Source organism: Sphingorhabdus rigui (assembly GCF_014196595.1).
GTDB lineage: Bacteria > Pseudomonadota > Alphaproteobacteria > Sphingomonadales > Sphingomonadaceae > Sphingorhabdus_B > Sphingorhabdus_B rigui.
The window spans coordinates 113,070-126,000 of record NZ_JACIEA010000001.1 but is presented as its reverse complement, the minus strand read 5'-3'; the positions used below and the strand labels follow the sequence as shown (position 1 = coordinate 126,000).

At 57.2% G+C, this 12,931-nt stretch carries 12 protein-coding genes; 11 read left to right on the top strand and 1 reads right to left on the bottom strand.

Annotated features, from left to right (window positions below):
* The first annotated feature begins 54 nt into the window (after positions 1-54).
* The 11 genes from GGR91_RS00590 (at position 55) to GGR91_RS00540 (ending at position 10,623) form a co-directional block, all read left to right on the top strand.
* Complete coding sequence (locus GGR91_RS00590; protein ID WP_183939071.1) at positions 55-1,764, top strand: toll/interleukin-1 receptor domain-containing protein; 1,710 nt, start codon at positions 55-57, stop codon at positions 1,762-1,764.
* A 3-nt stretch (positions 1,765-1,767) separates the two neighbouring features.
* Entirely contained in the window at positions 1,768-2,556 is a 789-nt protein-coding gene (locus GGR91_RS00585; RefSeq protein WP_183939069.1) for a hypothetical protein, read from the top strand.
* Complete coding sequence (locus GGR91_RS00580) at positions 2,549-4,003, top strand: tetratricopeptide repeat-containing protein (RefSeq protein WP_183939067.1); 1,455 nt, start codon at positions 2,549-2,551, stop codon at positions 4,001-4,003. Before GGR91_RS00585 ends, GGR91_RS00580 begins: the two co-directional genes overlap by 8 nt.
* 152 nt (positions 4,004-4,155) lie before the next feature.
* The gene (locus GGR91_RS00575; protein ID WP_183939065.1) at positions 4,156-5,007 is read left to right on the top strand and encodes a helix-turn-helix domain-containing protein; all 852 of its coding nucleotides are present in this window, start codon (positions 4,156-4,158) and stop codon (positions 5,005-5,007) included.
* Between the two features lie 65 nt (positions 5,008-5,072).
* On the top strand, positions 5,073-5,486 hold the full coding sequence (locus GGR91_RS00570) for an SUF system Fe-S cluster assembly regulator (protein WP_183939063.1): 414 nt from the start codon (positions 5,073-5,075) through the stop codon (positions 5,484-5,486).
* Entirely contained in the window at positions 5,483-6,985 is a 1,503-nt protein-coding gene (gene sufB, locus GGR91_RS00565) for a Fe-S cluster assembly protein SufB (protein ID WP_183939061.1), read from the top strand. The genes GGR91_RS00570 and sufB overlap by 4 nt, the downstream gene beginning before the upstream one ends.
* A gap of 52 nt (positions 6,986-7,037) precedes the next feature.
* On the top strand, positions 7,038-7,781 hold the full coding sequence (sufC, locus tag GGR91_RS00560) for a Fe-S cluster assembly ATPase SufC (RefSeq protein WP_183939058.1): 744 nt from the start codon (positions 7,038-7,040) through the stop codon (positions 7,779-7,781).
* Positions 7,782-7,887: 106 nt separating this feature from the next.
* Complete coding sequence (locus GGR91_RS00555; protein ID WP_183939056.1) at positions 7,888-8,613, top strand: SufD family Fe-S cluster assembly protein; 726 nt, start codon at positions 7,888-7,890, stop codon at positions 8,611-8,613.
* Complete coding sequence (locus tag GGR91_RS00550) at positions 8,610-9,806, top strand: aminotransferase class V-fold PLP-dependent enzyme (protein WP_322788748.1); 1,197 nt, start codon at positions 8,610-8,612, stop codon at positions 9,804-9,806. The genes GGR91_RS00555 and GGR91_RS00550 overlap by 4 nt, the downstream gene beginning before the upstream one ends.
* On the top strand, positions 9,803-10,270 hold the full coding sequence (locus GGR91_RS00545; RefSeq protein WP_183939054.1) for an SUF system Fe-S cluster assembly protein: 468 nt from the start codon (positions 9,803-9,805) through the stop codon (positions 10,268-10,270). Before GGR91_RS00550 ends, GGR91_RS00545 begins: the two co-directional genes overlap by 4 nt.
* Positions 10,267-10,623 carry a HesB/IscA family protein gene (locus tag GGR91_RS00540; RefSeq protein ID WP_183939052.1) on the top strand — a complete coding sequence of 119 codons (357 nt, stop codon included), beginning with the start codon at positions 10,267-10,269 and terminating at the stop codon, positions 10,621-10,623. The genes GGR91_RS00545 and GGR91_RS00540 overlap by 4 nt, the downstream gene beginning before the upstream one ends.
* On the opposite strand, the gene GGR91_RS00535 is transcribed toward GGR91_RS00540, so the two are convergent.
* Positions 10,620-12,731, bottom strand: coding sequence for a S8 family peptidase (locus GGR91_RS00535; RefSeq protein WP_183939050.1), 2,112 nt, complete (start codon positions 12,729-12,731; stop codon positions 10,620-10,622). The genes GGR91_RS00540 and GGR91_RS00535 overlap by 4 nt on opposite strands.
* Positions 12,732-12,931: the final 200 nt, after the last annotated feature.

Genomic DNA, 12,931 nt, shown 5'->3' with positions numbered 1-12,931 from the left:
TAATCCAAAACGATATCGTGTAGTCTCAGCGCGTTACGCCACAGCGGAGGGGCGATGCGATTCCGAGATCAGGCAGAAAATTCGGCCGATAATACATATGGCCGGTTCAGTGCATTCATCAGTTATAGTCATGACGATATGGCCGCGGCGGCAAGACTGCAGCAAAAGCTTGAACGTTACCGATTACCCAAGCAAGTCGCGGCGGCGCATGCAAACAGCACGCGAACATTAGGGCCCATATTTCGCGACCGTGACGATCTGGCGGCCGGGACCAGTCTGTCCGCGGCAATACGAGACGCGATCTCACGCGCCGAGTGCCTCATCGTTGTATGTTCGCCCGCTGCGGCAAACTCGCGTTGGGTCGCCGCCGAAATTGCGCTGTTCCGGGAACTTCATCCTGGAAAGCCTATCTTGCCGGCAATCATTTCCGGACATCCGCAGGAGGCATTTCCCGCCGAATTGTTGTTAAATGGCAATGAACCTCTGGCTGCAGATTTGCGCGCCGAGGCAGATGGCCCACAGCTTGGACTTTTGAAAATCATTGCGGGCGTTGCGGGTGTTCCACTCGATGCGTTGATCCAGCGCGATGCCCAAAGAAAACTCCGTCGCGTGATGGCCATCACGGTGGTTGCGATAGCGGCAGTGATAATCATGGGTGCAATGACGATATTTGCCCTTCACGCCCGAAACGAAGCAGCGCGTCAGCGCGCTGCGGCAGAAGGGCTGGTCGAATTCATGCTGACGGACTTGCGCGAAACATTGCGCGGGGTTGGCAGGCCCGACGCTATGACCGTGGTGAATGCGGAAGCACTTGAACATTATCGCGCGCAAGGCGACTTGGCGTCGCTCCCGCCTGAAAGCCTGGAACGCCGCGCGCGGGTGATATTGGCGATGGGGGAAGACGATACCGTTGCCGGGCGCCCCGAATTGGCCGAGCGGAAATATCTGGAGGCGTACCGGACCACCGCTGCATTGCTGGCGCTGACGCCTAAATCGTCCGACAGCATTTTTGGACATGCCCAAAGCGCATTTTACGTCGGCCAAAGCGCCTTGCTACGCGGGGACAGACAAACCGCATTGCGGCACTGGAATGCATATCGCGATTTGGCCGGGCGGTTGGCAAAGGTCGAACCCAATAGCGTTCGAAGCCAGATGGAGCTTGGCTATTCCGAAGGCAATCTGTGCGATCTATATGTGCGCAATGGCGGCAACCTGACCGTCGCATTACGGCATTGTATGGCGGCCATTGATTATGAGAAAAAGGCGCTCGCGCTTGAGCCGACGAACCGGAAAATAAAGCAAGATCTTGCCAACCGTTATGGTTGGGCCGCGAACGTCAAAACCCGCCTCGGCGCTTTTCAGGATGTTTTGGCGCTGCGCAAAACGGAAGCGCAACTCATGCAAGAACTGGCCGCATCTGATCCGCGCAATGTCGAATATGCGTTGCGCAGCAGCTGGGCGCTTATTGGAATGGCCGATGCGCATATCGCCCTCAAACAATATCGCGCAGCAGAACAGCTTCTTCAAAAATCTATTGCCGGCAGCAGCGCGATATTGGCTGCAGGACAAGGTAATTTGCCCGTCATGGAGACTGAGCTGAGGCTTTGGATGCTTTTGGCGCGAACACAAAAATTCCAGGGTCAGGACAATGTAGCCAGCATGGCGGCGGCCCGCCGCATTCGTCAGAAAATGGAAGTGCTTGGACCAAGCTTTAGACAAGCAGCCAAGAAGATTTGGACATCATATATTGGAACGGAAGGATAAGGCATGATCCCAGACCATCTCTCGTTCGGACCACATGGTGCAACGATGGCAACAACCCCTATATACAACCCTGATACCGAACAGGCAGAATATGTCAGAATGTTCGGGGCAGGATACGCTTTCGGCCAACCCGCCACCGATTCAGAGCCTGAGACGGAAGGGAATGTAAAAAACTTCAGGCCGAAACATATCTGCGCAGTGTACATCCGGTTCGAACCCAATGGTACACTGACCGTGAAGCAAGCCTATGTTGCTGCACCCAATCCGCAACCGACCAACGCCGATATAGTCGCCGTGGCAGAACCCCTCCTGAAGGCAATGAGCAAAGCAAGCTATGCCGGAGGCGGCGCCCAAGCATTCAAAGAGAATTTTGAAGATTTTAGCTTTGCGAGCCAGCAAGTCGTAGTCATTTATCTCGATAACAAGGATGACGCCGTTCGTTTCTCGTCAAAAGATAGCGACATCATCCGCTTTGTCCCGATCAGCGGCAACGACCCCAAAGCCCATATTAGGCCCAATCACGCATTTTTTAACCGGCGCGCCGTATCCATTGCACCGGGCGGAGGCACTTTTGGCAAAAGGGCATATTTGATCGATTTTTGGAATACCGACGAAAATGGCAATGCCATTACAGGTGTGAACGAACGCGATCCTTCAACCTATTATCTGTATGCAATGAATATTCACCTTGAAATGGCGACATCGAAGCGCACGGTAAAGTTGAATTGGGTTCCCATCATCATTGATCCTGATACCGGAAATATGGGCGGCCCGCCTTTATCCGATGCGTGAGGATAGCTTACCCATTCTGAAACTGGCACGCGCTGGTGCAGCCCAAAAAGCGTGGGAGGCGTTTCTCGCGGCTGGCTTGCACAATATCAATAATGACCCCGCCATTCTGAATCTGAAGGGCCGGTTGCTGAAGGATAGGGCCCGTAAAACACAAGGCGATGCTGCAGCACGACTGTTTCTGCAATCCGCCAAGGCCTATGCGGACTCCGCAGCGTTGAAACCCGACAGTTATCCGCTCATCAATGCGGCAACCATGTCATTTTTTGCGGGCCAAAGTGACCATATGGCGTTGTTGGCAAGCCAGGTCTTGGCATTGCTTGAAACGGGCGCAGGTCGTGGCGAAACCGCCTATTGGCATGACTCAACAAAGGCAGAGGCGCATTTGCTATTGGGCGATCGCGATAAAGCGGAAACAACGCTCAGGTCAGGCGTGCGGCATGCGCCGCATGCGTGGGAGGACCACGCAACGACACTTCGGCAGTTGCGCAGCGTTCTGCGTCATCGCCGCGAAAATGATAGCTGGCTCGCACCTTTCGCACCGCCCAAAAGCGTATATTTTTCAGGTTTAATGGGCCTAGCCCCCGATGACCATCTTGCCGCGGGCAGCATCGCCAATGGCTTAAGCGACATCAGCGCCGGATTTGCGTTTGGCGCATTGGCGGCTGGCGCAGACATCATGATTGCCGAAGCGATCCGAAACGCAGGTGGCGAATTGCATATTGTCATTCCGACCATTCCGTCGGTGTTCAAAGCCCAGTCCGTTGCGCCTTATGGCGACACTTGGCTCGACCGGTTTGACAGTCTTTGGGCGCAAGCTTCTTCTGTGGAGACCATCGAATCTGGGAAACAAATGTCACATGCCGCCATCATGCTTGCGGCTCAAGTTGCAAAGGGACGCGCAATTGACAATGCCCAGCGTCTGGAAAGCACGCATGCGCCGTTTGAAGTATCCGACGGCAGCCTGACACCTACGTCTTCATCGACGCCCGCAGTGACTGTAGCCCGAAGCGCCACCGCACCCGCGGGTCATGATATGCCGCGCGGCAGTTGCCATTTTTGTATTGCGACGGACGCGCCATTGGCCAGTGATGCCGTGCAATGGGAACAAGTTGGAGAATATTATATCAGCCGCGACACGCAGCCTGGCGATGCCAGTGGCTTAATGAACGCGTTGCTCTCTGCTGCTTCTGATGCCCGCATTGCCTTTGACGTCTCTGTATCTGACGACGATAGCCCCGCGCAAGCTATCACCGATAACCTAACCCGGCTCGTCCAATCCGCATCAAACGGCAGTGCCGTCGCAACGTCTTCAGCGGCGATGATGATGAAAGCACAGGCACCCGATATCAGCATTGAACCGCTCGGCGAACTGCCCGGATCCGTTGGTGCGTCAGGCGTGTATGCCATTGGATCCAGGTCCGATCCAACAAACGCTTTTGGGAATTAAGTACCTGTTAAATATCGTGAATGCTCAGAAGTGCATATGGAATAAAGTTCAGATTGAACGGGGTAAAAAAGGCAATGTATGACAACCACATAAGTGGGCAAAAAGTTTCAAACCACGTTCTGGAGGATGACGCTGAGCTATCACCCGATAGCATGAAATTTACACAATTTGTTTCCCCTGCTGCGCTCGCGCCCTTTGTCACGCATGTCTTTTTTTTCCGGTCCGAGGAATTGCGCCTTACCGACCAAATGCCGGCAACATTGGGGCAGCTGCTGTTCTTGCTAAAAGGCAGCGCCAACTTGCAGATTCAGGGCGAACCAACTGTCCCCGTACATCAGGCAGCGATTATCGGGCCGGGCCTTGGTGCTGCGGAATTCACCTTCAACGGCCCTTTTTACAATCTCGGATTTGCGCTTTCGCCGCTCGGTTTTGTCGCGCTCACTGGCCAGCCTGCCAATCAGTACGCGGACAGGGCGGTGCCGGCATCTGAATTATTTGGCCCGGAAATCGAAACCCTCGCCCAAGCTATTACCGCAGGCTACGCGGACGGCACGATGCGGCTTTCGCAGATTGTCGATGAAGTCACGTGCTTTTTGCTCGCGCGTCTGCGGCCAATCCCGAACTCCCATGTTCAAATGATAAAGACAGTCAATCGTTGGGTATCAAGCGATTTTTATCCGGACATCGATCAGCTTTACAGCAAAATCGACATGTCGCGGAGCACCGCCGCGCGCCTTATCAAGAGATATTTCGGGTGCGCGCCAAAGCCGTTGATGCGCAAATATCGCGCGCTGCGGGCAGCAACTGTCATGGTGGATCCAACCGCGACGGCAGAAATGCGGTCGCAGTTCGAATCTGCCTTTTATGATCAGCCGCATATGATCCGTGAAATCCGCCAATTCGCGGGACGCACGCCGGGCATGTTGGACAGCAACAATGCAAAAGTGATGCGCTTGTGGCTGAGCAAGGAAAGCTGCCGCGACATCGAATCCTTTCTGGGTTGATTTCCGCGAATAAAAGGACCATCTGCCCCCAATCGGAGTAAATTTATCTGATTAGGGACGTTGTTATGCGTTTGTCGAATATGGCAGATTATGCAGTGGTGGTTATGAGCGCGGCTTCGCGCCATTGCGGCTCTGCGCGCGTATCTGCGACGGACCTTGCGACCGAAACCGGCCTTGCGCTGCCCACGACTCAAAAGCTGGTGAGCATGTTGACTAAGGCGGGCCTATTGCGTTCGGCACGTGGAACAGGCGGTGGCATCACGCTTGCCCGTCCTGCTGCGGCAATTAACTTGGCCGATATTATCGAGGCTGTCGAAGGCCCGATTGCGATGACCGCGTGCTGCGATACGCATAAACACGCCTTGGGTCAGCATTGTGCGAAAGAAGGCAGCTGCCACGTCCAATCGCATTGGCCTGTCGTTAACAACGCTGTGCGCGGTGCGCTTGCGCAAATCAATTTGGCAGGACTGACGCGATGACCGACGATATTGAAATCAAAGACAAGGCTGCGTGGGACGCCGCCGAAAAGGTTGCCGATTATGAGCATGGCTGGTCGTCGGACATCGAAACCGATTTCGCGCCAAAGGGCCTGAACGAAGATACCGTTCGCTTCATTTCGGCAAAGAAGAATGAGCCCGAATGGATGCTGGAATGGCGGCTTAAGGCCTTTGCCATGTGGAAAACGATGGAAGCGCCGGATTGGGCAAAGCTCAATGTCCCCCCCATCGATTATCAGGACGCCTATTATTATGCCGCGCCCAAGGCGAAGCCAAAGCTGAATTCACTGGACGAGGTCGATCCCGAAATCCTGCGCGTTTACGAAAAGCTGGGTATTCCGATTGCCGAGCAGAAATTGCTTGCCGGTGTCGAAGGCGGCGAAGATGGCGGCTTGCCCCAACGCCGCGTTGCGGTTGATGCCGTATTTGACAGCGTGTCGGTGGCCACGACCTTCCGCGCTGAATTGGAGCGGGCTGGCGTTATATTCCGCAGCATTTCGGAAGCGATTAAGGAATATCCTGACCTCGTCCGCAAATATCTCGGCAAGATTGTGCCGATGCACGACAATTATTTCGCCACGCTCAATTGCGCGGTCTTTTCCGACGGGACGTTCGTCTACATCCCCGAAGGCGTGCGCTGCCCGATGGAGCTGTCCACCTATTTCCGTATCAACGCGGAAAATACCGGGCAGTTCGAACGGACATTGATCGTCGCTGATAAGGGCAGCTATGTCAGCTATCTCGAAGGCTGCACCGCGCCGATGCGCGACGAGAATCAGCTGCACGCAGCCGTGGTCGAACTGGTCGCGCTGGACGATGCCGAAATCAAATATTCGACCGTGCAAAACTGGTATCCCGGCGACGCGGAAGGCAAAGGCGGCATCTATAACTTCGTCACCAAGCGCGCATTGTGTCAGGGACGGAACAGCAAGGTGAGCTGGACCCAGGTGGAAACCGGCAGCGCGGTGACATGGAAATATCCAAGCTGCGTATTGAACGGCGAAAACAGCGTCGGCGAATTTTACTCGGTCGCGGTGACCAACAATCACCAGCAGGCCGACACCGGCACCAAGATGATCCACAATGGCAAGGGTTCGCGCTCAACCATCGTCAGCAAGGGTATCAGCGCCGGACACAGCAACAACACCTATCGCGGGCTGGTGCGCGTTGCGCCAAATGCAGAGGGCGTGCGCAACTTCACCCAATGTGACTCGCTGCTGCTCGGGTCTTTGAGCGGCGCACACACTGTCCCCTATATCGAAGTTCGCAACCCAAGCGCGCAGATCGAGCATGAGGCGACGACCAGCAAGATTTCGGACGACCAGATGTTCTACGCAATGGCCCGCGGCCTGAATGCCGAAGAAGCGGTCGCGCTGATCGTCAACGGCTTTGCCAAAGAAGTGCTGCAGCAATTGCCGATGGAATTCGCGGTTGAGGCGCAGAAGTTGTTGGGCATTAGCCTTGAGGGGAGCGTGGGGTGAGGCATTTTCGCCTCTCAAACGCAAAACGATTTAACGGAAAAACAGACGTCATATGCTCCAAATAAATAACCTCCACGCCAATGTTGGCGACAAGCCTATCCTTAAGGGCCTCACGCTCTCGCTGAACGCGGGCGAGATCCATGCGATCATGGGTCCGAATGGCGCGGGAAAATCGACGCTGGGTTATGTGCTTTCGGGACGCCCCGGTTATGAGGTGACCGAGGGTTCGGTGACCTTCAACGGGCAGGATTTGCTCGCCCTCGAACCGCATGAGCGCGCCGCCGCCGGTCTGTTCTTGGGCTTTCAATATCCGGTCGAAATTCCCGGCGTATCGAACGTCCAGTTCCTGCGCGAGGCGCTCAATGCGCAGCGCAAATATCGCGGTGAGGCGCCGCTGACCGGTGGTGAATTCCTGAAGGTCGCACGCGAACAGGCAGGCGCGCTTGGCATGGATATGGAGATGCTCAAGCGCCCGGTGAATGTCGGCTTTTCCGGCGGCGAGAAGAAGCGCAACGAAATGGTACAGATGGGTATCATCGACCCGGCGCTCGCGATCCTCGACGAAACCGACAGCGGCCTCGACATCGACGCGCTGCGCACGGTGGGCGATGGCATCAACCGCATCATGCGCAAGCCGGACAAGGCTGTGCTGTTGATCACCCATTATCAGCGGCTGCTCGATTATGTGAAACCCGACTTTGTGCATGTCCTCGACGGTGGCCGCATCACGCGGACCGGCGGTGCCGACCTCGCGCTTGAGCTGGAGCGTGACGGATATAAGGAATTGGCGGCATGAGCGCCGCAGGCATTACTCTCTTTTTCTCTGCGACCTCTGCGCCTCTGCGTGCAAAAACAATTGGTTCACGCAGAGGCGCAAAGGCCGCAGAGAGGTGGGCGCAGCGATGACTGTTCTCCCAACGCGGCATGACGAAGCTTGGCGTTACAGCGATATTGATGCGCTGGCGCGGGCGTGGCCATTGCCTGCGCCCGAAAGCATCATCGTCCCTGCGGGTGGAACCTTTGCGCGGACGATTATTCAGGACAGCGGCACCATCCATCAATTGGACATCGCGATTGGCAAAGGCGCCACCGCCGCCATCCATGTGCTGAATACAGGCGGCGATTATGGGCGGGTGGAGTTGAACGTTACACTTCACGAGGGCGCTGATTTCAAACTTGGCGCGGTGCAAATTGGTGGCGGCACGCAAACGCTGGAGGTCATCACCACCGTTACCCATGCCGAACCCGGCGCGACGTCATCGCAGATTGTCCGCTCCGTCTTGGCGGGTACGGCGACCGGTACCTATCTTGGCAAAGTGGCCGTGGCACGCGATGCCCAGCAAACCGACAGCGTGCAGTCCGTCAAAGCGATGCTGCTGGATCGCAGCGCGACGGCCAACGCCAAGCCCGAACTCGAAATTTACGCCGACGACGTCAAATGCGCCCATGGCTGCGCGATTGGCGAGTTGGACGCCATGGGACTTTTCTATCTGCAAGCGCGCGGCATTACCCCTGCCGAAGCAAAGAAGCTGATGTTGCAGGCCTTTGTCGCGGGCGTGTTTGAAGGCGCGGCAGATGAGGCGATGCTGATTGAGGCTGCGCTGGCTAAATTGGGGGATTTGGTGTGACCACCACCGCCCTTCGCGACCAATTTCCCGGCCTGGCGAACAACTGGCATTATCTCGACACCGCCGCGACGGCGCAAAAACCGCAGGTCGTGCTCGACGCGATGATGCGTGCCGGTGGCGCCGATTATGCCACCGTCCATCGCGGTGTCTATGCCCGCTCGGCCAATATGACTGTCGCGTTTGAGGCGGCGCGCGAGCGCGTGGCGCGCTTCATCGGCGCAGCATCGCCGAACGAAGTCGTGTTCGTGCGCGGCGCGACCGAGGGCATCAATTTGGTCGCGCAAAGCTGGGGGCCCGCCCATCTGAACGCTGGCGACCGCATCATGCTCAGCCAATTGGAGCATCATAGCAATATCGTGCCGTGGCAGATGCTGGCGGAAAAGGTCGGCGCGCATATCGACGTCTGCCCGCTGACCGACGATGGCCTAATTGACCTCGACTGGCTGGAAGCGAACCTGACTGAACAACATAAGCTCGTCGCGCTCGCGCATGTGTCCAATGTGCTTGGGTCGGTCCTTGGCGTAAAGCGTGCGGCCAAGGCTGCACATGCTGTTGGTGCCAAGCTCATGCTCGATGGCTGTCAGGCGGCGCCACGCATGCGGTTGAACATGGCCGAGCTGGACTGCGACTTTTACGTCATGTCCGGCCACAAATTATACGGCCCAACCGGCGTTGGTGTGTTGTGGGCAAAGGCGGAAACGCTGGATTCCATGCCGCCATGGCAAGGCGGCGGTGCAATGATTGATCGTGTGACCTTTGAAAAGACGACCTACGCCCCGGCGCCATCGCGGTTTGAAGCGGGCACCCCGATGATTATCGAGGTGATCGGCCTGCACGCCGCGATCGATTTTATCGACAGCTTTGGTCCTGAAGCGATATTTGCGCATGAAAGTGCGCTCGCCGCGCAAACGCGCGACGCCTTGCGTGGCATCAATTCGGTCACCTTATACGGTCCGGAAAAGTCCGCTGGCATCGTGTCCTTCAGCATGGAGGGCATCCATCCGCACGATATCGGCACGATATTGGACGAAGAAAATGTCGCGATTCGTGCCGGCCATCACTGTGCACAACCGCTGATGGACCATCTGGGCATCCCCGCCACTGCGCGGGCGAGCTTTGGTATTTATAATGACGAAAATGATGTCGCAGCGCTGGTGCGCGGGCTGGAACGGGTGAAAAGGATTTTTGGATGAACGAGAACATCCGGATAGAAGAAGTTGATAGCGTCGAAAAGCCGCCCCGTGCGCGCGTCGAAAACGCCGTCGAAACGCCTGGCGAGACATTGGCCCGTAAGAAGGATTATCTGGAGGGCTTTCTCGCGCAGAAACCTACTGCGCCATCACCGGGCGAACCCGACGGCGATTTGTACGAAGCGGTCATTGCCGCGCTTAAGGAAATTTACGACCCGGAAATTCCGGTGAACATTTACGACCTTGGCCTGATTTACAATGTCGAGATCAATGACGGCCATGCGCTCGTGTCGATGACACTGACGACCCCGCATTGCCCGGTGGCGGAATCTATGCCGGGCGAAGTTGAACTGCGCGTTGGCGCAGTACCGGGCATTGGTGATGCTGAAGTAAATTTGGTCTGGGAACCGGCATGGTCGCCAGCCAATATGACCGATGAAGCCCGTCTGGAGCTTGGAATGTTATGACCGATGTAAAGACCCGCGTTCGCCCCGCTGCAGTCATCCTGACGCCCGCGTCGGAAGCGCGGATTGCCGAGCTGATGTCCAAGGCACCCGAAGGCGCGATTGGCGTAAAGCTGTCCACGCCGCGCCGGGGCTGTTCGGGCCTCGCATATTCGGTCGACTATGTGTCCGAAGCCATCGCCTTCGATGAAAAAATCGAAACACCCGGCGGCGTTCTCTATATCGATGGCGGCTCGGTGCTCTATCTCGTCGGATCCATCATGGATTGGGTCGAAGATGAATTTGCCGCTGGCTTTGTCTTCAATAATCCCAACGCCACCGGCAGTTGCGGCTGCGGCGAAAGCTTTACGGTTTAAAAACCGAACTGCAGCCGGAACGCCACGCCGATGTCATCCGGCGCGCGTTTAAAATGCCCCGGTTCCTGTCGCCAGAACAGGTTTGATGAGACATAGCCGCCGCTTATTGGCAATATCCACGCAAGCTCGCTCGCGATCTCGCGCCCTTGTGGCGCAAGGCTGAAGCGTCTGATGCCGAATGTCGGCGTAAGCGTCGCATAATCATAGGCAACAGGCACATTCAGCGCGAGGCCACCGCTGGTGACGCGCAGCGGTTGGGCCAACCGAAACGCCAGCCGGTCGCCATATGCAAATGCGTTGGCCCGTGTGACGTCAAAGGAGAATGCGTTGCTCTTCAGCAGGCTTTGTCCAGTCAGTGTCGACCCCGCATTGGCATAGGTCCACCCTTGCCGCCAACTGGTGCCGATGGACCAATCCTGCCCCAAGGTCGCTTCCATATTGCCGTCGATGAACAGGCTGCGCGCACCGCCGCGACCGATGAAGTTGGCAAAACGGGCACCGAGGATGGTTTCATCCTCCCGCATCCAATTGGCACCCAGCGCCAGTCTGGCCGGCCCGATCTTCCGATCCAGCGAGAGCCCTAATGTTGCATAGGGATATCCGCGCGTACCGCGGCGGAGATATTCGTCGCCGGCACCTTCATACAGACGGGCGTCGCCATGTTCGACGCTGCCCGTCAGCCCGAAAGCACCCAATTTCTGTCGCAGGGCAAAGGAATTGCCCGGCTGGCGTTCAAAGCCGCCCTCCATCCGTGCCTCACCAGCGGTCAAAAAGGCGCTGCTGGTCATGTCTTGCAAGGCCGCGACCTGATTGGCGGCCGTTTGCCGGATGCCCAAGCTAAAGCGGGTATCTTTCGTAATATCTGCGCTGACCCGGCCCGCCAAAAACCGCGCTTGTCGCGCTTGCCCGTCCGAAAGCGCGAGCGGCAATATGCTGGCTGTACCAACGCCGCTGTCGCTGATCGAAAATGCAATTTGGGTTGTGCCATGAACCGCGCTGACCGATCGGTCCTGATGGATAAGCGCAGGCGTTAACCGCAACCGGGGCGCAGTGGCATTCAAACCATGCGCAAGGTCGATGTCATAGGCACGACCATAGCTATCCACGATCACCGCGTTCACGGGACGATTGGACATCGCAACATCGCCCATCGGGCCACTTGTTGTGCCACCATCGCCCGAAAGCGGAACCACGGTTGTCGTGCCCGCCAATGACGTCGTTCCGGCCGGCGCAAAGGCGCGCGCAATATCCAATATGCCGCGGCCATAAATTGCGTCGGTGCCGGGGTCACCAGCATCACGTGCGGACGTCAGCAGCAGATTGACGATTTGCGAACCCGTCAGGTTCGGGAAAGCCTGCGCAAGCAATGCTGCGGCACCGGCAATTTGTGGCGCGGAAAATGATGTGCCGTTGAAAACGCGGGTGATTGTCTGACCATTTTGGTCGAACCGGTAAATCGCGTCATTCCGATATTCGCAGCAGATGCCCTGCCCCAGTGCGGACAAAACCGACGCCTGCGAAACGCCAGCCTTGTTGCTGAAATTCGAAATCACGCCCTGATCGTCAACCGACGCAGCGATGATGACCAGGCCGTTACCATTGGCCAACAATGCCTGGGCAAATGGGCTTGGATTGTTCGGGTCGAACGCGGGCACTGCATCATTACCTTCATTACCAGCCGAAGCGACGATGATGATGCCCGCCTGAGTCGCGCGGTTGATCGCCGCGCGAAGCGTGGCACTTGCGCCACCTGCACCGCCCAGAGATATATTTACAACACGCGCGCGATTGTCGATGGCGCGGTCCACGCCTGCTGCAATCGCGGAGTCAAAAAACGCGCATTGCGCCTCATCCTCACCGGGCGCGGCGGTGGTGCAGCTTCCGGCTTGGTCTGCCCGCAATGCCAAAATCGTCGCGTCAAAGGCGATGCCGTGGACGTCGCGATCATCCTTGGCAGCGGCCAGCACGCGGGTGACTTCCGTCCCATGACCATCATCGTCGCCAAGCGGCCTGCCTGCGCCCGTGACATCGCCCGACTGCGCATGAATGCGACCAGTGAATTCATGGCTGCTGGGATCAATCCCGGAATCGATAACGCCCACGGTCACACCCAATCCCGATGCGCCGGCACGATAGGCCGTTATCGCGTTGTGAAAGCCCGGACCGTCCGACCGATTAAATTCCGCTGTCGCAAAATTTGGCGGCGGAGGTGGTGGAGGCGGTGGAGGAGGTGGAGGTGGAGGAGGGGGCGGCGCCACAACCGGAGGGGGTGCGGGCGGTGCAGGTGGTGTCGAATTGACGCCTCCGC